At 58.0% G+C, this 19854-nt stretch carries 15 protein-coding genes; 13 read left to right on the top strand and 2 right to left on the bottom strand.

The genetic code is table 11. The features are described from left to right. Positions 1-50 precede the first annotated feature (50 nt). From CEW83_RS08640 to CEW83_RS08585, 12 genes are all read left to right on the top strand, one after another. Positions 51-1262 (top strand): hypothetical protein, encoded by a 1212-nt coding sequence (locus CEW83_RS08640; RefSeq protein WP_159099425.1) that lies wholly within the window; start codon positions 51-53, stop codon positions 1260-1262. After that, positions 1255-2310 carry a glycosyltransferase family 4 protein gene (locus CEW83_RS08635; RefSeq protein ID WP_159099424.1) on the top strand — a complete coding sequence of 352 codons (1056 nt, stop codon included), beginning with the start codon at positions 1255-1257 and terminating at the stop codon, positions 2308-2310. The genes CEW83_RS08640 and CEW83_RS08635 overlap by 8 nt, the downstream gene beginning before the upstream one ends. A gap of 22 nt (positions 2311-2332) precedes the next feature. Next, positions 2333-3157: a glycosyltransferase family 2 protein gene (locus tag CEW83_RS08630; RefSeq protein ID WP_108948979.1), complete on the top strand. Its 825-nt coding sequence runs from the start codon at positions 2333-2335 to the stop codon at positions 3155-3157. Next, positions 3148-6066, top strand: a complete 2919-nt coding sequence (locus CEW83_RS08625; RefSeq protein WP_159099423.1) for a DUF4838 domain-containing protein — start codon at positions 3148-3150, stop codon at positions 6064-6066. The genes CEW83_RS08630 and CEW83_RS08625 overlap by 10 nt, the downstream gene beginning before the upstream one ends. A gap of 63 nt (positions 6067-6129) precedes the next feature. Continuing rightward, on the top strand, positions 6130-7383 hold the full coding sequence (locus CEW83_RS08620) for a glycosyltransferase family 4 protein (RefSeq protein WP_108948977.1): 1254 nt from the start codon (positions 6130-6132) through the stop codon (positions 7381-7383). A 74-nt stretch (positions 7384-7457) separates the two neighbouring features. Further along, positions 7458-8303 (top strand): glycosyltransferase family 2 protein, encoded by an 846-nt coding sequence (locus CEW83_RS08615; RefSeq protein ID WP_108948976.1) that lies wholly within the window; start codon positions 7458-7460, stop codon positions 8301-8303. Positions 8304-8372: 69 nt separating this feature from the next. Continuing rightward, complete coding sequence (locus tag CEW83_RS08610; protein WP_108948975.1) at positions 8373-9824, top strand: mannose-1-phosphate guanylyltransferase/mannose-6-phosphate isomerase; 1452 nt, start codon at positions 8373-8375, stop codon at positions 9822-9824. Between the two features lie 223 nt (positions 9825-10047). After that, the gene (locus CEW83_RS08605) at positions 10048-11157 is read left to right on the top strand and encodes a polysaccharide pyruvyl transferase family protein (RefSeq protein ID WP_108948974.1); all 1110 of its coding nucleotides are present in this window, start codon (positions 10048-10050) and stop codon (positions 11155-11157) included. Between the two features lie 163 nt (positions 11158-11320). Continuing rightward, entirely contained in the window at positions 11321-13048 is a 1728-nt protein-coding gene (gene menD, locus CEW83_RS08600) for a 2-succinyl-5-enolpyruvyl-6-hydroxy-3-cyclohexene-1-carboxylic-acid synthase (RefSeq protein WP_108951287.1), read from the top strand. A 15-nt stretch (positions 13049-13063) separates the two neighbouring features. Continuing rightward, on the top strand, positions 13064-14590 hold the full coding sequence (locus tag CEW83_RS08595; protein WP_108948973.1) for a lipopolysaccharide biosynthesis protein: 1527 nt from the start codon (positions 13064-13066) through the stop codon (positions 14588-14590). Positions 14591-14603: 13 nt separating this feature from the next. Next, complete coding sequence (locus tag CEW83_RS08590) at positions 14604-15479, top strand: SDR family NAD(P)-dependent oxidoreductase (RefSeq protein ID WP_108948972.1); 876 nt, start codon at positions 14604-14606, stop codon at positions 15477-15479. 57 nt (positions 15480-15536) lie between these two features. Beyond that, positions 15537-16640 (top strand): sugar phosphate nucleotidyltransferase, encoded by a 1104-nt coding sequence (locus tag CEW83_RS08585; RefSeq protein ID WP_108948971.1) that lies wholly within the window; start codon positions 15537-15539, stop codon positions 16638-16640. Positions 16641-16774: 134 nt separating this feature from the next. Here the strand turns inward: CEW83_RS08585 and CEW83_RS08580 are convergent, their stop codons facing one another. Together CEW83_RS08580 and CEW83_RS08575 are read right to left on the bottom strand one after the other, a co-directional pair. Further along, positions 16775-17548, bottom strand: coding sequence for a PEP-CTERM sorting domain-containing protein (locus CEW83_RS08580; RefSeq protein ID WP_108948970.1), 774 nt, complete (start codon positions 17546-17548; stop codon positions 16775-16777). Positions 17549-17922: 374 nt separating this feature from the next. Further along, on the bottom strand, positions 17923-18756 hold the full coding sequence (locus CEW83_RS08575; RefSeq protein ID WP_108948969.1) for a PEP-CTERM sorting domain-containing protein: 834 nt from the start codon (positions 18754-18756) through the stop codon (positions 17923-17925). 338 nt (positions 18757-19094) lie between these two features. Here CEW83_RS08575 and CEW83_RS08570 point away from each other — a divergent pair, with 338 nt between their 5' ends. Next, entirely contained in the window at positions 19095-19760 is a 666-nt protein-coding gene (locus CEW83_RS08570; protein ID WP_108948968.1) for a PEP-CTERM sorting domain-containing protein, read from the top strand. Positions 19761-19854 lie beyond the last annotated feature (94 nt).

Genomic DNA, 19854 nt, shown 5'->3' with positions numbered 1-19854 from the left:
CTATTGAGTTACAACGCTATTTATTGCGTATGCATGTGGGAGTCTCTTGTGTGAACGATATTGTGAAGGCACGACCTCAGTCGATGGGTTTTAACGATCCCTTTGTGATTGTCGGCCTGTTTCTGATATCCCTTCAGTTTTTCCAAATCGGCCCAGCACAGTCGGGACAGCTGTGGGTGCTCGGCACGCTTGCGCTTGTCGTTCTCCGGGGGGGGCTCGCGCCGCGACTGCAGGAGGTATTGTGCTACGTGCTTTTCATGGCAACGGCGCTGGTGCTGACCTTTTTTTCGGATTACGACCGCGTGAAAGCGGTGGAGCAGGTGATCAAGTTCGCGATCGTCTATCCCGCCTGCTATCTGGTCGGGAGGACTCTAGGAAGCTATTATCAGTCACGTAAGATGCCATACGGGTATTTGTTCCTGTGGCTGTTTCTTGTCTTTCAGTTTCTGGTTCAGCACTTTGAGGTGCCCGTGTTGCATCAACATGTCCCGTTCATGCAAGGGGCGTTGCACGGCACATTCAAGGAACGCAACTGGCTTGCGGTTTTCTTCTTTCTAGGCGCCTACCTTCTCTTTCTCCGCTCGGATCGGAAGCCCAAATCAGCAGCATTGTTTGCGTCCGTATGTATCGTCGTCGCGCTATTGAGCGGATCAAAAACCATTCTGATTCCGTGTGGTGTCGTCTTGTTGCTGCAGTTCAAGGGAGGCGGGGTCTTGAAGTGGCTGGCAGTGGCAGCCGGTGCTGGATTGTTCTACTACCGTTTCGGCCCTGAATTGACCGGCGAATTGCTGCGTGTTCGTCTCGAGGAGGAGCGAGGGTTGGCCTTGGTTCAGGTGCTTGAACTCATCGAGCGCAATTTCGTTGGTTACGGATTTGGATTCGTGGAATCGTACTTTTCAACTTTCTGGATTGCTGTACGGGGGCTCGGCGCAGGAACGAACTCAGTGTTCAGCTCCCCTCTTGATTTGTTTGTGATTGCCGGCATTCCAGGGGTGTTGATGTGGATGATGTTCTTTGCAGGTGTGGGTTTGGGCAGAACGGCTGTGATCGTGCTGGCGCCCGTAGCCTTGTGGTCATTGGTCAACCCACTGCATCAGTCGGAGATCGTGTATCTGTTTTGTGGTTGGCTTGTTTCATATGCATTAGCTCAGCAGGCCTCAACGTTGCAGGCTGCTTCTGGAACGTCAACAGTTGGTCACGAGCGGTCTGTGAAAGGTGATCGACTGCTGAATGGGCGGTCTTTGGAGGCGCGCCATGGGTGATCAACGATGTGTAGCAAAGTATCAGGTCTTCTCGGACATGCGCTGGCCCGAAAAGACCGGCATCGGCAACGTCATGACCGCGATGATGGATGGATGTCCAAGTCATGCCGAAGTGGTTGATCTGGATGTCCAGGGCCGCATTGGCAGCCCGTTATCGCCATTGGCGGTTTCCCGCAGCTTGCGGGGGAAAGCGCTTGATGGCGGTGTGTTCTGGAGCGCCGGCTTCGTGCCGCCTTTGTGGTCGCCGGTGCCAAGCGTGGTGACCGTGCATGATCTGACCCACCTTCACTTCTACAGTCGCGCGCATGCGCTCTACTACCGACATTTCTTCCTGCCGCTCTACAGGCGCTGCGAGGCTGTGGTGTGCGTGTCAGATTACACACGGCGTGAGTTCATCGAGTGGTCGGGCATGCCGGCCGGTCGCGTTCACGTCGTCCTGAACGGGGTCAGCCCGCAGTTTTCCGCCAACACCGAAACGCTCGGGCTGCCCTACCGCTACGTGCTCTATCCGGGCAACCATCGCAGCTACAAGAACCTTGATCGGCTTGTCTGCGCCTACGCGCGCTCGGGCTTGCGTGACATGGATGTTCATCTCGTCATGACCGGCACCGAAAATGCCGAACTGATGAATCTCGCCCGGAATGAAGGCGTTGAAGCATATGTGCATTTTGCCGGACGCCTCGCCGATGTGGATCTGCCGCGCATTTACCGGGGGGCGGAAGCGATTGCCTTCGTCTCGCTCTATGAAGGTTTCGGCCTGCCGATCGTCGAGGCCATGGCTTCGGGTGTTCCGGTGCTGACCTCCAACGTATCTGCCATGCCCGAGGTCGCGGGCGACGCTGCGCTCATCGTCGATCCGTACTCCGTGGACGACATTGCCCGCGCGCTTCGCCAACTGATGGTCGAACCGGGTCTGAGAGCCGAGCTCGCGGGGCGCGGCCGGGAGCAGGTCAGGCGTTTTGATTGGAACGCGTCGGCGGATGCGCTGTGGAGCATTGTCGATGACGTGGTGAGTGCGGGCGGACGGTGTCTGCAAGGGGCGGTCTAGTGCAGTGCTTGAGAGGTGCGGAATGAATATCACACGAGTTAACCCGGTTATCGTCAACTTCCGTACGCCGGATCTGACATGCAAGTGCGTGGCTTCCATTCTTGAGCATGGGGTGGCCGCCGCCAAGGACATCATCGTCGTGGAGAACGGCTCTCCCGACGATTCCTTCGAGCAGCTGTCCGCCCGATTGCCGCCAGGCGTGCAGCTGATCCGGGCAACGCGCAATGGCGGCTTTGGCGCGGGGGTCAACCTGGGCGCGGCCGCGTGCTCGCTCGATTTCGTGCTGGTGCTCAATCCCGACACGTACTTCGAGGATGACAGCCTTGAGCGCGTTGTCCGCTACTTCGACGCACGCCCCGACGTCGGGCTGGTCGGGCTCGATCTGGTGTATCCGGGCGGCGAGCGCCAGCATTCGGCAAGGCGCTTCTACAGTCTGCTGGATGTTGCCGCCCGCCGCACACCACTGGGCAAGTACTGGCCTTTCAAGTCGCGCATGAAGCGGCACCTGATGCTGGATGCGTGGGCGCCGGGGCTGCCGTTTGAAGCCGAATGGGTCATGGGTACGGGCTTTCTTGTCCGGCGAGCGCTTTACGAGCGTGTAACGGGCATGGATGAAGCCTATTTCCTGTACATGGAAGACGTCGATCTTTGCGCGAGAGTGTGGCAGGCCGGGGAGAGAGTGGTGTGCTTTCCCGGCGCGCGCCTGGTTCACGACCACCAGCGCAGCAGTGCTGCCGGTCCTTTCAGTTGGGCTGGGCGAATGCACCTCAACAGCCTGATGCGGTTCCGGAGCAAGTTCCGTGTCCCCCTGCTGCGTCAACCGGGTATTGAAGGCCTGTGGAAGTAAGGATTCTCCCCATTCTGTGGGCGCTCGTCGCCCTGCTTGCCGGGTTGATGCTGTCGCCGCTTGCGCTGGCAGCTGAGCCCGGCGACGGTGCGCTGGTTATCGCCAATGGCGGCTTTGAGGCGGGCAAGTCGCCGTGGTGGGGCAAGGGCGACGTTGTCAGCGGCGGTGCCGCCGAGGGCAATGCCTCGATGCGGGTCACGGGCGGTTTCGTGGCCCAGGACAAGCGCGCCATCAAGGGGGGCAGTCGTTACCGGATCAGCATGCGTATTCGAGGTGAGAACGCACCCGCAGGCTCGGTTTTCGTTCAGCTGAGCTATCGGGGTGAGGGGGTCGATCAGGGCTGGGTTGGCCCGGCACGGGTGGCACTGGGCGGGCGAACCGAACCGGCACTTTTCGTGACCGGCGAGACATCCACCTGGCGCCCGCATTCGGTCGTTGTCGCAGCGCCTGAGGGCGCAAGCGAACTCCTGCTGTACCTGCGCAAGGTCAGCGGAACGAATGGCGCAGCCTATTTTGATGCGGTGAGGGTGGAGCCGACCACCGATCCGGTCGACACCGCGGCGACGCTGCGGCGTGATGAACTTGCGGCAGAACTGCTTGAGGCAGATGGTGCGACCCCAGTGCCTGTTGCCGGCGTCGCGGACCGTCCGCCGGCTCGCCAGACACCACCGCTGCTCACCCTTTCAGAGCCCGGCCGGAGCAACTACCGCATTCAGGTCGCCGTCGACGCAGACGCGGTGACCATGCACGCGGCTGGAGAGCTTGCCCGTTATCTGCAATTGATCACAGGCTCGGGCTTCCTGCCGCTGACATCGTCTGGCGATGGCAGCGCACAGCGTCTGATCGTCGTCGGGCAGGGCGCAAAGGCGATGGCCGCACTGGCGCCGGATCTGTCGTTCGAGGGCCTGGGCGAGGACGGCTTCCTTATCCGGACGGTTGGCGAACACATCCTCATTGCCGGCCAGACTTCGCGCGGGACGATGTACGGCGTTAACTGGTTTCTTGATCGCAAGCTCGGCGTAAAGTGGCTCAGCCCGACCTATGTGCATATCCCGCGCCAGACCAGACTTGCGATCGCGCCGGTAACCGAACGCCAGGTGCCGCGCTTCTCGTATCGCGAGGTGCTGAGTTCGGAGGGCGAGGACAAGCGCTTCCGTGCGCATAACCTGCTGAACGGAGAGTCGCACGGGCCCTCGTTTCAGCCCGGGCCGCCCGAGATCGATACCTGGGACCGGAGCTGGCGTGCCAAGGGGGGCGACGGCACGTTCTGGGCCTTGCTGGACAAGAAGAACAGCGAAAGACTGCATCCGGAATGGTTCGCGGGTGGGCAGGTCGCGATGATGAATCCCGACATGCGGCAGGCCATGGCCGAGGGCATCATCAAGCGTCTCAAGCAACACCCCGATTACCGCAGCATCTGGTTCGACATCCATGACATGGATTGGGGCTGGGACATGGACCCGGCGAGCCGCCGCTTTGCCGAGCAGCACGGCGGGTCTCCTGCCGCACCACGGCTGGACATGGTGATCGATGTTGCCGAGCGCGTCCGCAAACACATGCCGGGCGCCCGGTTTGCGTTCAATGCGTATCACTGGAGCTTTTCGCCGCCAGCCGGCATGCGTGTGCCCGACCACGTCATGGTTTTTCCGATGACGATTCATGTTGACTACCGCTACCCGCTCAATGAGGGCAGTAACCGGCAGTTGGGTGAAGATATCGCTGGCTGGAGCCGGATTGCGAAAAACGTGCTGGTGTGGGATCACATCACCAACTTCAGTGGCTTCCTGCAGCCGACACCGAATATCTACCCGATCGGAAAGAGCATCCGTTGGCTTGCAGGCTTGCCAAACGTGAACGGATATTTCGCAGAAGGTAGCTGGAACACACGTGGCGCTGAATTCGCCTCGCTCAGAGCGTGGTTGATAGCTCGCCTGTTGTGGAATCCGGATCAGGATGTGCGCGCGCTGGTTGCTGAGTTCTGCACGTACTACTACGGTGCTGCCGGTGCTCAGATCCTTGAATATATCGATCTGATGCATCAAGCGATCGACGAGCATGGTGACGTGCTCGCAGAGAAGTCGCATGTCGATCAGCGCATGTTTGGCGTGCGATTCATTGCGCTTGCTGACCGGCTGTTTGACGAGGCTGAGGTGGCCGTTGCCGGTGATCCGCAGCGGCTCAGTCATGTCCGTGCCGCACGAATGTCAGTTGACTACGTAGCACTGGTGAATCGTGCAGCGTTGAGTGCGATGGCGATGCGCGAGGGAGTGGAGTGGGACCCCGCCATGGAGGTGCGACAGGCACGGTTCTGGGCGGCGATATCAGCCGAAGGGGTGAAAGCGTACCGCCAGGACGGCTCGATCACAGCTTTGCGGGAACTGCTCGCCATTGAGCGACGGCCGCCACAAGCGCCGAGTGTCGTCCAGGGCTTGAAGTCGGCCGATTGGGTCGACTTTCAAGAGCTGTCTTTCAACCTTTACGGACGGGCACGCATTGTTCCCGACCCGCAGGCATCCGATGCTGCCGCAGCAAGGATTCCAGGCAACGAGCGCGCGTGGGCGATACACCTCAAGCTCGATCGGCTTCCAGGGGAGGGGCGTTGGGACTTGTATGCACGAGTTCGAATCGATGCTCCCAGTCAGTCTGGCCACGATTTTGCTGCCATCTTGGGGGCCTATCCGGGTTCGCGGGCCTCGACCCGACTCGATGCAGCAAGGCTTGGAGACGGAAATTACACCGAGATCCTGATTCCCGGTGGTCCTTTCGTAATGACGAAAGATCATGCGAAAGGAATTTACATTCAAGTTGGTCGAGGCGCTTCCACGGACGCCTTGCTGGTAGATCGCATCTTTGCACTCCGTCACGGTACTCGCGCGGAGAACGGGCTGGGTAAGGCTGCAAGTGAATAACATCGCTCCGGGGCGCGCGATATCCATGCATGGCGTTTTGTTGCAAGAAAAAGGAATTTGACTATGAAAGTTGCGATCGTTTCGAATATTCCAGTGTTCCCGACCGTCGAAGGTAATCGCAGTCGGGTACTTAATCTGGCGAGAGCCATCAAGGCTATCGGTCATACGACGCATTTCATATACCTTCCCTCGCGAACCAATGCGGGCACTGATATTGACGTGAGTGCTCATGTGAGCGAATTCGGGGTCAAGCAGTTTAGTCCGCTTTATCGTGGTGGGATAAAAAAGCTTAGGTATAACGTTAAACGCGCAACCTTGACCGCAGGTCGAAAGATCAAGGCGAAACTAGGCGCAGCTGGCGCATACTATTTTGAACTTGATGAGCTTTACTACGACGGATTTACTGATCAACTGAGGGCGCTTCAGAAATCGCACAGCTTCGATGCCGTTTTTGTGGAGTATGTCTTTCAGTCACGTGCATTCTCGGCTTTTCCAGATCAGATTATCAAAGTCCTCGACACTCATGACTCGTTCGCCGATAGACATATTGGGTTTGTTGGTAGTGACAAGAAGCCCGATTACTGGATTTCGCTAACGCCAGAGGATGAATGCAAGGGTTTTCGCCGGGCGGATGTGGTGGTCGCAATTCAGGAGCCGGAGGCTAAGGAGTTCGAGGCTCGATTGGGCAATGATGCTCCTCCCGTCAGAGTCGTAAGTCACTTCTTGGACCTAAGTCGGCCGGTCGAGAGTTATCGTCCTGGTGGCGCCACGTTCGTAGGATCGGCTAGTAGCCCTAACGTAAATTCTATTACGTACTTTATCGACAGGGTCTTGCCTCTGGTGGTTAAGGCTGTTCCTGACTTTCTGCTCTATGTTGCGGGAACCGTTTGCAAGCACATCCCTGATTACCCCAACGTGGTGAAACTCGGCCGAGTTCCTCACATGGTGGATGCATTTTCCCATGCGCCACTCTCTGTCAATCCGATGCTGCTGGGAACCGGGATCAATATCAAGCTGCTTGAGGCCATGGCTACAGCGGTGCATACGGTATGCACTGAAACCGGCAGTCGCGGTCTCGGCACGGGGTTTGGCGATGGCGTGACCATTGTTCCTGACAACGATGCAAGAGCGTTTGCCGATGCGGTGATCCGGTTTGCGATGAGTCCGGACGAGCGAGAGCGTGCGGGGCGTGAAGCCTTCCACGCGGCGCAGCGGTGGAATCAGGCACAGGTCGATGCCCTTCGAACAATTCTTCGAACGAGCCAGTCTGTGCCAGAAAACGGTGAAACGGTTCCCTCCCCAGCATTGGCCTCGTGACGAAAACTGGATGTACGAGAGTGCATTGGATTTGATGTGATTTTTCAGAAAATTGTTCTTAGGCGGACTTGAAAATGCGTATCTCATTGGTGGTTGCAACCATGGATCGTCCGGATTTGTTGCGACGGTTGCTTGACTCGCTTGTCATTCAGACCCGCTTGCCCGACCAGGTGATCTTGGTTGACCAGAGTCGTGACGACCTTTCCGAGGCGGTGGCGGCGGAGTTTTCAGAACGCTTGAATCTACTGGTTTTACGGGCTCCTCCCCGAGGGGCGCCCGCTGCGAGGAACATCGGCCTGAGGCATGTCGATGGTGATGTGATCGGATTTCCCGATGATGACTGCTGGTATCCGGTGGGAGCTGTCGAGAGGGTTCATGGCGAGTTTTCGAAGGATGATCATCTCGATATTTTTTCGGGCATGAGCTTCAACGAAAAGGGGGTTCCGTCGCAGGGGCGATGGGCAACCGTTCGCCAAACGATCGACCGGTACAGCGCTTGGGTTACGCAGACTCAGTACACGACCTTCTATCGGAAAGCCGTGTTCGAAAAGGTTGGGAATTTCCGTGAGGAACTCGGCACCGGCGCCGGTACGCTCTGGGGGTCTGGCGAGGAAACCGAATTCATGATCAGGTCGGTGGATCGAGGGTGTCATGCGGTCTACGACCCGAGCTTTTACATTCATCATCCAGAGCCCCTGAGTCAGTTCGATGCCAAGACGTTCTCGCGTGGACGCTCCTACAACATGGGGTTCGGTCGCGTGATGAAACTTGCCGGATACCCGATTTGGTTCGTCGGCTATATGGCTTTGCGGCCTCTTGTAGGGGCGGTCGTATCTTTGGCCAAGGGGAGTTTCGGGCGTTCTCGCTACCAGCTGATTGCCTCTTACTTCCGGCTGCGCGGATGGCTTTACAGGCTGTGAGTCCGCAATCCTTGTGGCAGCAAGACAGCGACTGAACAGTAAATTGTGATGGAATATTGGAGCTGGGACATGGCGATCAAGACGGTAATTCTTTCTGGTGGTTCCGGCACGCGGCTGTGGCCCGCGTCGCGTGAGTCCTATCCCAAGCAGTTGCTGCCGCTGACCAGCGATCACTCGCTGCTGCAGGAAACCGTGGTGCGGCTCAATGGCTACGCGGGCGGCGAGGTGGACGCACAGCCGCTGGTGGTGAGCAACGAGGAATACCGTTTCATCATCGCCGAACAGATGCGCCAGGTGGGCGTGCGCTCGGCGCAGATCGTGCTCGAGCCGGTGGGCCGCAACACGGCGCCGGCGCTGTCGCTGGCGGGGCTTGCCGCGACGGCCGAGGGCAAGGACCCGGTGCTGCTGGTGATGCCGGCCGACCATGTGATCGTCGATGTGCCCGCGTTCCAGAAGGCCATTGCCGAAGGGGCGGCGCAGGCCGAGGCCGGTCGCCTGGTGACCTTCGGCATCGTGCCCGATCGCGCCGAAACCGGTTACGGCTATATCCGCGTCGGCCCGCTGGCGGGTGACACCGACACCGCCCGCGTGCTGGCCGAGTTCGTCGAAAAGCCGGATGCCGACACCGCCACCCGCTACGTCGAGAGCGGCGAATATTTCTGGAACAGCGGCATCTTCATGATGAAGGGCTCGGTGTGGCTGAAGGCGATGGCGCATTTCCGCCCCGATATCAGTGCAGCCTGCGATGCGGCGTTTGCAGGGCGCTCGGTGGATGCCGACTTCCTGCGTGTGGACAAGGCCGCGTTTGTCGCCTGCCCGTCGGATTCAATCGACTACGCCGTAATGGAAAAGCTGGGCACTGCGCCCGAACTTGGCCAGGGCGTGGTGGTGCCGCTGTCGGCCGGGTGGTCGGACGTGGGCGCGTGGGACGCGCTGTGGGCGGTGTCGGAGAAGGATGGCGACGGCAACAGCGGGCGTGGCGAAGTGATGTTCGAATCCAGCCGCAACACCCTGGTGCACGCCACGCACCGCATGGTGGCGGCGGTGGGCTGCGACGACATGGTGGTGGTGGAAACCGCCGATGCGGTGATGGTGGCGCACAAGAGCCGCACCCAGGACGTGAAGAAAATCGTGGAACGGCTCAAGGCCGAGGGCAAGAGCCTGACGCGCAGCCACCGCAAGGTGTATCGCCCGTGGGGCTGGTACGACTCGATCGACTTCGGCGAGCGCTTTCAGGTCAAGCGCATCGTGGTGAATCCGGGCGCGACGCTGAGCCTGCAGATGCACCATCACCGCGCCGAGCACTGGATCGTGGTGAAGGGCACGGCTGAGGTCACCAACGGCGAGCGTACCTTCCTGCTGGGCGAGAACGAATCCACCTACATCCCGCTGGGTCACACTCACCGCCTGGCGAATCCCGGCAAGGTGCCGCTGGAGATCATCGAGGTACAGTCGGGCAGCTACCTGGGTGAGGACGATATCGTGCGCTTCGAGGATACATATGGACGAGTTGTGGGCTAGTGCTTGGCGAAGTCGATGGTCGCCTTGCACGCTTGAGGTCCGGCGTCGGGCGATCCGCATCACGTGTGCGAATGCACTGACATCTGAGGCGGCAAGCTGAGCATCCAGGCATTGTTGCTCGCTGCCCCGGAAGAAATACGGGTATTGGCTTATGGTAATCCAAAGGCTGGATCCCCAGCTAAGTTAGGCCTGGCTGCAGGTATTTTCGACAGGATCGATCGTAATGAAGCATATAGGAATTTTGAATTTACCCCGGGATGGAAACTACGGTGGAATGCTACAGGCTGTCGCGCTGCATAGTTTCCTGAATGAGAAGGGGTATAGAGTTACATCGATCGGTAATGACGGGCCGCAGGGAAGGCGTCTTAATCCGGCACTAAAGAAGGTGATCGTAACCTTGCTTGAAAGAGTTCCGGGGCAGAATTTTAACGGAATTCGGGAGCGATACGAAAAGACTTCAAGGCATGAGAAATTCCTGAGTGAATATATCGTCCGCCAAACTCGAAAGGCCTGCTCCGAGGCCGAGTTTAGACGAGCTGCAAGCAGAGAAAAATTCGATGCCGTGATCGTTGGGAGTGATCAGGTCTGGAGGTGGGACTACATTTCGTATGATCCGTCCAGGTATTTTTTGAGCTTTGTTGATTCCATGCACACTCGAAAAATCGCCTATGCGGCGTCATTCGGTATGGATCATTGGCAGGCTCCGGACATGATCGAGGAAATAAAGCCCCTGCTTGCGGATTTTCATGCCGTATCGACGCGAGAGCAGAGTGGCGTGCCGATATGTGAAGCCTTGGGGCGTACGGATTGTCGCCATGTCCTGGATCCCACTCTGCTAGTGGATGCGAGTTTATACGACAGGATTACTGTCCCGCAGTCCAAGGAAGTCTCAGGGACGAAGCGCATGCTTACGTACATCCTTGACCGCGCCAAGGATAAGTCACAGTTGGTTGGGGACGCCCGTGAGATGCTCGGCAAGCATTATGTCCTGCGAGAACTTGGGTTGCAATCCGATGCATCGGTTTCAGAGTGGGTAAGCGAGTTCAAACATGCCGACTTTATTGTTACCGACTCCTTTCACGGGACTGTTTTTGCAATCATCTTCAGGAAGAATTTCATCGCTCTTGGGAATTCCGGTCGGGGACTTTCACGTTTTACGTCCTTACTTGGGGGGTTCAACCTGGAGTCCAGGCTGCTGCTGAATGAATACGACGACAAAAGCAGGCTGCAAGAGCTCATCGGTACGGCAGTCGACTACTCAACTGTCGATGACGTTTTGCCGAAGCTTCAGAGCGATTCAGCAGATTTTTTGCTTGGAGCGATAGAGGAATGATTCAGTTTACAGTTTGTGTATCTAGGTTAAATTATTGGAATATGAATTTGGTTGAAGTTTAAATTTCGCGGATGCTCGGAACTGCTATCTAAATATTAGATTTACAGGGTTGCCTTTTTGCATAATGTGCAATGGGTTCGATAAACTCGATGAGAACATAAGCGTGTATTCAGACAATAAGTTGATTCTTCAGATCATCTCCCTCATGAAGCAACATGGCATCTTGAGTGTCGTGATTTCGCCGGGTAGCCGACACTATCCGCTGGTGCGGTCCCTGGAGCGGGATCCGGATTTTTCGCTATATTCTGTTGTAGATGAACGCAGTGCAGCCTTCTTCGCTCTCGGTTTGATTCAGAATTCTGGTGCCCCGGTCGCGGTTTGCTGCACCTCGGGCACGTCGGCGATCAATTATGGGTCTGCTGTGGTGGAAGCCTTCTATCAAGGGTTGCCGCTCGTGGTATTGACGGCGGATCGCCTTCCAGAGCTTCTCAATCAGAAGGAAGAGCAGATGTTCCTTCAGAAGGATGTCTATGACGGCTTTATTCGCTATCAGGGGCAACTGCCGGAGGTTAAGGACGGGCTTTCGGAGTGGTACTGCAATCGGGTGATCAACGAAGCCTTCCTCGAACTTGACCACCACGGTCGCGGACCGGTGCATCTCAACTTTCCTGTGGAAAGTCATCACACCGACAAGTTCTCTACCGAGAGCCTTCCCAAGGTGCGCAAGATTTCTCGCGTTCGCGGCGATGATGATCCAGAGATCTGGCAGCGATATGCGAGTTGGCTCTCGGGGCGCAAGATCATGATCGTCTGGGGGCAGTCGGCACCGACGGACGAAGCGCTAAGCCGGGCGGTCGAGCGTTTCATCGAGCGCTTCGATTGTGTGATCCTGGCGGACAAACTGTCCAACTGCCACACCTCGCGCACCATTGAAACGGCCTATCTTGCATTGCGCTCGATGACGCTGGAGCAGACTACTGAATTGGCTCCTGACGTTGTCATCACACTCTTCGGAAACTACACGTTCAACGGAGAGCTTAAAGGGTATCTCTCCTCGACTGGCAGACCCTTCGAAGTATGGGATCTTGGAACCAGTCGCGTCTCCGACCCTTTCCGACGACTGTCGACCGTCTTTGAGGTTCGGGAGCGCTTCTTCTTCGAGAAGATGTGTGAGCAGGCCGAGCAGCAGGGCGGAATGGATTATTACGAGGCTTGGTCCGAGGTTGATGGCGCTATCGAAGAGCCGCAAGTAGATTTTGGCGAAATTCATGCCGTAGGTCAGTTGGTTCGAAAGCTACCGAAGAATGCGCAATTGCATATCGCGAACAGCCTTCCGATCCGCATGGTGCACCTGTTCCGTTCGGACCCATCGGTCACGGCCTATTGCAACCGAGGTGTAAACGGAATTGACGGCTGCATGTCCGCTGCGGTGGGTTTCGCCGCTGCGACGTCCGATCCTGTCTACCTGGTCATCGGCGACCTTACCTTCTTCTACGATATGAACGCCCTGTGGAACCGGCATCTGTCGAAGAATCTGCGCATTCTGATGCTCAACAACGAGGGTGGTGGGGTCATGCATATGCCGCTGAGCGAGGGACTGGCGCCGCAGTTGTCGCGCCACATCTCGGCAGGACATGCGACCTCGGCAAAGGGCTGGGTGGAGTCGGTGGGTTTCCGCTATCTGGCGGCGACGACGCGCGAGGAATGCGACGCCGCAATTGACGTTTTAACCAATCCTGCGGAGTCTGGCCCGATCCTGGTCGAGGTCTTCAGTGTCAAGGAGGACGACGTCCGCCAGTTAAAGACCTATCTGCAGGAGCTGGACAAGCTTACCTTCGGCGATAGAGTGCGGCGCCGACTCAGACGCAAACTGCCCAAACTGTTCCGTTGATACTGAGCTGAATGAATGGAACATCATGGCCGCAGAATTGCCAGGAACACACTGGCGCTCTATTTTCGTACGCTCCTGACGACGGTTGTTGCACTCTATACCTCGAGGGTCATCCTCGAGGCCTTGGGGGTCAGCGATTTCGGTTTGTTCAGCCTGGTTGGCGGGCTCATGGTCCTGATGGGGTTCTTGAACGCTGCGATGACGGCCGCCACGCAGCGCTTCCTGAACTTCGAGAAAGGACGGTCAGGTACGTCGGACGATGTGCAGCGCGTCTTCGCCACGAGTCTTTTCATCCATCTGATGCTGGCGGTGGTCATTCTGCTCATTGCGGAGACGCTGGGGCTGTGGTTCCTGAATACACAGTTGAATATTGCACCAGACCGGATGGACGCCGCGAATTGGGTCTATCAGTGTGCCTTGCTGGCTTTCCTGGTCAATGTCGTCACGGCACCCTTTAACGCAGCGATTATTGCCAATGAGCGGATGGCCGCATTCGCATACGTCAGTATTGTGGATGTGGGACTTAGGCTGGCTGTCGCCTATGCGCTTTTCAGGGTTTCTGGAGACCGGTTGCAGGTCTATGCCGTGTTGATGTTGGTGGTTGCAGCGCTCGTCGCAGGTGTTTATGGCTGGTATGCGCGCCGGAACTTTTCGGAATGCCATACGCGCCCTGCTCGTGACCCCCGTCTGTTTCGCGAAATATTGTCCTTTTCGTCCTGGAGCATTCTCAGCAATCTCTCGGTCGTGCTGCGCCTGCAGGGGACGAATGTTATTTTGAACCTGATCTTCGGCACGCTGGTCAATGCAGCCTTCGGGCTCGCTCTTCAGGTGAGCAACGCGTTACAGAGTTTCACGAGCAGCTTCATCCAGGCGCTTAATCCGCAAATCGTCAAGACGTACGCAGCGGGCGATCTTGCGCAGATGCATACTCTGGTGCTGAAGGGCGCCCGCCTTGCGTTTTTCCTGGTGCTATTGATGGTCCTGCCGGTACTGATCGAAGCCGAGGCCCTGCTCGGAATCTGGCTCTCGACTGTACCTGAGCATACTGTCGTCTTCATTCAGTTGGTCCTGATTCAAGCATTGGTCGAGAGCTTCGCGGGCGTGACTGGAACGGCTCAGGCGGCGACGGGAAAGGTCAGGACATATCACCTGACGGTCAGCACCATCGGCATGACGAATTTACCCATCAGTTATGTCTTCCTGAGCCAGGGGTTCGCCCCTGAGATTGTCTTTGTCGTCGCCATTGTCCTGTCGGCGCTGATAGCGGTTGCCCGACTGTACTTTCTGCGGCATTCGATCGCTCTTCCGATGATGCTCTTTGCGCGGGATGTGGGGCTGCGCTGCGGTGCTGTTCTGATGCTAGCGCCTCTTGCTCCGCTGGCCGTGAAATACCATGCGCCCGAGACGCTCTTTGGCATTTTTCTTGTTTGTGCCGTTGCAGGAATCTCGGTTGTCGCGGCGGTTGCCGTGATCGGATTGCATCGCGATGAGCGTCGGATAGTCCTCGACATATTCGCCCGCCGTTTTGGCAAGCCAAGTTAAAGGATACTCAGTCATGAGGTTGCTTAAGAAATTTGTTCCTGGTCGCGTCCGTAATAAATTACGTTCGCTGCGTGACGGGTTGGCCCCGCGGATTCCGGTTACCGTCCCCTACGAGATACGGGTTGCGGATGGCTGTGTGCTGCAGAACCAGGTCGCGATCGTCACGGGCGGAAGCGGATCCATCGGGCGGAGTATTGCGTGCTGCCTTGCAGCCGAAGGGGCTATCGTCTATGTCTGCGGTATGAGTCCGGACAAAATCAACTCTGTTGTTACCGAGATTGTCGGTTTAGGGGGTAAAGCCTATCCGCAGCGCCTAGACGTTACGGATGAGGCTGATATTGTGCGGACTTTCGCGGAGGTCACCGCACGTCACGGCCGACTCGATATCATGGTTCATAGCGCAGGGGGGAGCGCACGCGACGAGTACTCCTCGTTGATCGGGCAGAAGACAGAGGTCATCGACCAAGTCTTGAACGTGAACTTGAGGGGGGCAATCCTGTGCTGCCGGGAGGCGGCCAAGGCGATGGTGCCGTCCAAGACCGGTCGGATCATCAATATCTCCAGTGTCTTGGGCGTGCAAGGCAAGGCCAATTTCGCCGAGTATGCGGCTTCAAAGGGCGGGGTGATCGCCTTTACCAAGTCCATCGCAATGGAACTGGGACCGTTCGGAATTACGGCAAACTGCGTTTCGCCGGGGATTGTCCAGCGTGGCGAGATCAGCGCTTCGGAGCTTGAGCAACTGAGCAAGACGAACTGGTTGAGTGGTTACGGTAAGCCTGAGGATATTGGCGAGATGGTGGCTTATCTTGCCTCTCCCCGGGCCAACTTTATTACCGGGCAGAATTTCATCGTCGATGGTGGCAGGTCTCTTGGGCTGAAGGGCGATTGATTTTTCGCTCTCTTGAGTGCTACCGGGTTCAACTAATACGTAAAAGGGAGATTGATCATGGCAAAGGGAATGATTCTGGCTGCAGGCCAGGGAACGCGGGTTCGCCCGCTGACGAAGAACCTGCCCAAACCGATGGTGCCGATTCTGAACAAGCCGGTGCTCGAATATCTGATCGAGCACCTGGCCAGGTACGGCATCCGCGAGATCATGATCAACGTGGCGTTCAATCACTACAAGATCGAAAACTACTTTGGCGACGGGCATCGCTGGGGCGTAGAGATCGGCTATTCCTACGAGGGCAAGCGCGAGCACGGTGACATTGTGCCCAAGGCCATGGGGTCGGCCGGTGGCATGCGGAAGATCCAGGACTTCGGTGGCTTCTTCGACGAAACCACCTTGGTGATGTGCGGGGACGCAATCGTCGATCTGGATATTGGCGCGGCGCTGGACGAGCACCGTCACAAGGGCGCGATGGCGAGCGTGGTAGCACTGGATGTGCCGCGTGAGCAGGTTAAGAACTACGGTGTGGTCGTGACCGACGATGAAGGCAGGATCAAGGCCTTCCAGGAAAAGCCGTCGCCCGAAGAGGCCCTGTCCACCCTCGCCAGTACCGGCATCTACATCTTTGAGCCCAAGGTGATCGACATGATTCCGCCGGGGCGCGAGTTTGATATCGGCAGCGAGCTGTTTCCGTTGCTGGTCGAACAGGACGTGCCGTTCTATGCGCAGAAGCGCTTCTTCAACTGGATCGACATCGGTCGTCTGACCGACTACTGGGAAGTGCTGCAGCGCGTACTGCGTGGCGAGGTGGCGCAGATGGAAATGCCCGGTCGCGAGATCAAGCCGGGTGTGTGGGTGGGTCTGAACACGTCGATTGCGTGGGACAGCGTGACGATTGTGGGGCCATGCTATATCGGTTCGAACGTGCGCATTGAGCCGGGTGTTTCGGTGATTGGTCCCACGTGGATCGGCCGTGGCTGCCACCTGCGCGCGGGTTCGCGCGTTGAGCGCAGTGTGCTGTTCGACTACACGCGGCTGGGAGAAAGTCAGACGGTGGAAGAGAAGATCCTCTCCTTTCAGTACTGCGTTGATCGAAGTGGCAACGCCACCTATGTTGGGGACGATTCCATCGAACTGCGCTGGGGGGATGCGCGGGGCTGATCGTTGCGCGCCTGACATGATAAAGACCGCCGCGGCGGTCTTTTTTTGTGCGTGCTGTACGCGCTGATGCGGGTGTTTCTTTGCCCTTGGCGCACTCAAATGCTGTGGGGATCAGGGCTCAGCGGCGCGATCTGTCAGGCCTGCCTGAGCCTGCGAAGTGTGCCCAGACCGGCAACGCCGATGCCAAGCAGTGCCAGCGTGGTGGGTTCCGGCACCTGAGTGCTGCTGACCTGAAGCTGGTTTACCGAGAAGTCGCCCGCCAGCAGGTTGGGTGTGCTTCCGACTGCGCTGTTGATGGCTGCAAGTGCGACGCCGAAGCCGGGCCAGGTCGTGGCCGTCTCGCTGATCTCGAGATCGAAGCCGTCCTGAAACAGGCTGTACAGTACGTCGATCGAGCCTGCGCCGTTCGACGGCATCGCCATGCCGGTCAGTGCGTACAGCGTGGCCTGGATCTCAGGCGCGATCTGTTCATCATAGGTAAGCCTGAAGGTTCCGGAGCCGATTGCCACACCGTCATTTGCACCTGGGGTGCCGGGCTGGAAGGCGAACGTGCGTACGCCGGTATCTGCAACGCCGGACAGCACGGCGGTAAAGATGTTGGCAATGGCGGGAATGCTGAAGGCGACATCCCACGGCGCAGACAGGGCCGGGTTCGAACCCGGCAAGAGGTTCAGCAGCAGGCTGCCGCTGATGGCGGTCGTGTGGCTGCCGGCGGGCGGGGTGTACAGGTTAACGGTGCCGTCGAGGTCACGGACGTTGATGTTGTAGGTACTCGGGTTTGCGTCCTGGAAGCCTGAGGCACTGAAGGCGCCGGTCAGGTTGTCGGTCATGGTGTAGACCAGGGCGAAGGAAGGGGTGGCGACCGCAGACAGTACGGCAGCAGTGGCGAGCAGGGGCAGGGTTTTCATGGGCGTGTATTTGGGTCGGGAGGGAAGGGGGGCGGGCTGACAACGCTGATTTCAGCTTGCTGGTCGTCATTCGGCGCGAACCTGAAAATGACATGCGGAATCTGAGTTCAGTCTCGGAAGGATATCCGCGGATATTTTCAGGATTGTGAATCCCTGAGCGGGGACGCCTGTATCTGGCGCCGCGCAGGGGCGTTCGCGAGAGATACCCGGTTCTCCAGGCCGGCTGAGTTCGCATTCTGCGGGCCGCAGGCTGATGACGCCGCGCGGGTTCAGGGACTGAACTGAAGGCTTGTCCGATCCAAACGAAAAAAGACCGCCGCAGCGGTCTTTTCTTAATGCCGTGCGCCCCGATGGGCGCTGTGCCTTGCGTCCGTTCAGGCCTTGCGACGCTTCGACAGACCCAGGCCGAGCAGGCCAAGGCCGATGAGGGCCGCGGTGCCGGGTTCGGGTACGTCATTGGTGGTGCTTGTGCTGATGCGCAGGGCCTCGCTCCAGGTGGTGGAGAGCTGGAGGCCGTCGATCAGCAGCACGTCGCCGCTGTCGAGGTTGACCGAGCGGAAGCCGACGTAGTTGATCTGCGACAGGCCGGTGTTGCCGGTCATGACGGCGTCGGGCGTGCTCAAGTCCGCAAACATCGGGTCGAGCCACATCGAGAAGCTCGTGTAGTTGCCCGGTGCGGTGCGGGAGAGCAGGCCGACGATGTGATAGGTGATGTCGTTGGTGGTGCCGATGTTGCTGCTGGCTGCGAAAGCGCCATTCGTGCCGTTGGTGCGGACGAAGACGTCGTTGGTGCCGCTGCCGTCGGCCTTGATGCCGATGTTCGGACGGTTCGTGTGATCGCCCGTGCTGGCGGTATCGAGCCACAGGCCCAGGAAGTCATTTGCAGACAGAACACCGGCGTCGAGCTGGATGTAGAAATCCACGAAGAGGCTGTTGCCGGAAAAGGCCGAGCTGAGCTGGCGGTAGGCGGCATTGTTGTTGTTGCCGGTCACCTGCAGGGCGTTGCTGCCGCCGAGTGAGGTGCTCGGGGTAACGACCTGTGTGACGCCGGTGTTGGCAGACCATGCACCGGCCCAGCCGCTGCCGCCGTTCTGGCCTGCGACTTCGCCTGTGGCGTAGTCGAAGTTGTCGCTGGCGATGATGGCTGCCATCGAGAGCGGCGTAAAGGCGCAGAGTGCGAGGGCGGCTGCGATTTTCTGGAATGTCATGAGATTTCACTCACTATGTTGCGGTTATGTCGAATTCGACAGTTCGGACATAGATAGCAAAAATCGTTCCATATTTTGGTTTTTTGGAGAATTGCCAACGAATCAAGTGTTTGCTGGCGGGTGCCCTTGAGTCGCCTTCCTGATGCCTTGCTGCGTGTAAAAAAATCCGACAGTTATCGGGTTGGTGGTGCGCTGCAGCATATGCCTGACTGGTCGTGATGCGCCGCATTCCGTACTTGTTCAGAGAAATGCAGGGCCTGTGAGAAATTGCATTGCAGTGCAGCAAGAATCTGCAATGATTGAGTCTCGAATCCATCCTCCCTTCTTGAGAGAACGCCATGACACTTGCCATCCTGCCCAAGCGTCTGTCTGCTGCACTCCTGTTGTCGCTGTCGACGATTGCATCCGCCTCGGTCGTCGAGGCTTCGTCTACAGATATCGGTTTTTTAAGTATTACTAATAATTCTGGTATTAGCAGTAGTTTTGAATCCGGATTGTCACTTTCTTTGAGTGACCTGGGGGGGGCGGTTTCCTTTGTGTTCGGCAACACGGTTGGTGATGGTTCGATCGCCAACGTGTACTTCGATGGCCTTGGTCTGCTCAACTTCTCGTCAGCGACGGTTCTGTCGTCCTCCGGGGTGAGTTTTTCGCTGGGTGGAAGCCCGAGCAACGTTCCGTCGGGCAATACGGTGAGTTTTTCATCCGATTTCTCCGTGAGCGCAGCCAATCCGAAACCGTCAAACGGTGTGAATACGGGGGAGACGCTCACGGTGAGCTTCGATCTCACGAGCGGCACGAGTTTCTCGGATGTGGTATCTGGCATCAGTTCGGGAGATCTGCGTGTTGGCCTGCATGTGATTTCGCTCGGCAGCAATAGCGAGAGTTTCGTCAGCACGCTGCGAACCGATACCAGTGTGACTGCTGTGCCCGAGCCCGAGACCTACGCGATGATGCTTGCCGGTCTCGGCCTGCTGGGCACCATTGCACGCCGGCGCAATCGGTAGGCTTGCGTGGGGGGCGGTGCATGACGCTTCAGTTTGCGTGTCGCACCGCCCGGTCTTGGTGTACGTGCGTGCAGCTGCCGGTTTCTGCATATGC

The sequence above is a fragment of the Parazoarcus communis genome (assembly GCF_003111645.1).
GTDB classification, from domain to species: domain Bacteria; phylum Pseudomonadota; class Gammaproteobacteria; order Burkholderiales; family Rhodocyclaceae; genus Parazoarcus; species Parazoarcus communis_A.
The sequence above is the reverse complement of the archived record's forward strand: the minus strand, read 5'-3'. Positions and strand labels throughout refer to the sequence as shown.

Coding starts and splice junctions, on each gene's coding strand:
- CEW83_RS08610 (WP_108948975.1), top strand. CDS start 8,373: ATGGCGATCAAGACGGTAATTCTTTCTGGTGGTTCCGGCACGCGGCTG.
- CEW83_RS08585 (WP_108948971.1), top strand. CDS start 15,537: ATGGCAAAGGGAATGATTCTGGCTGCAGGCCAGGGAACGCGGGTTCGC.
- CEW83_RS08605 (WP_108948974.1), top strand. CDS start 10,048: ATGAAGCATATAGGAATTTTGAATTTACCCCGGGATGGAAACTACGGT.
- CEW83_RS08575 (WP_108948969.1), bottom strand. CDS start 18,756: ATGACATTCCAGAAAATCGCAGCCGCCCTCGCACTCTGCGCCTTTACG.
- CEW83_RS08615 (WP_108948976.1), top strand. CDS start 7,458: ATGCGTATCTCATTGGTGGTTGCAACCATGGATCGTCCGGATTTGTTG.
- CEW83_RS08630 (WP_108948979.1), top strand. CDS start 2,333: ATGAATATCACACGAGTTAACCCGGTTATCGTCAACTTCCGTACGCCG.
- CEW83_RS08620 (WP_108948977.1), top strand. CDS start 6,130: ATGAAAGTTGCGATCGTTTCGAATATTCCAGTGTTCCCGACCGTCGAA.
- CEW83_RS08595 (WP_108948973.1), top strand. CDS start 13,064: ATGGAACATCATGGCCGCAGAATTGCCAGGAACACACTGGCGCTCTAT.
- CEW83_RS08570 (WP_108948968.1), top strand. CDS start 19,095: ATGACACTTGCCATCCTGCCCAAGCGTCTGTCTGCTGCACTCCTGTTG.
- CEW83_RS08635 (WP_159099424.1), top strand. CDS start 1,255: ATGGGTGATCAACGATGTGTAGCAAAGTATCAGGTCTTCTCGGACATG.
- CEW83_RS08590 (WP_108948972.1), top strand. CDS start 14,604: ATGAGGTTGCTTAAGAAATTTGTTCCTGGTCGCGTCCGTAATAAATTA.
- CEW83_RS08580 (WP_108948970.1), bottom strand. CDS start 17,548: ATGAAAACCCTGCCCCTGCTCGCCACTGCTGCCGTACTGTCTGCGGTC.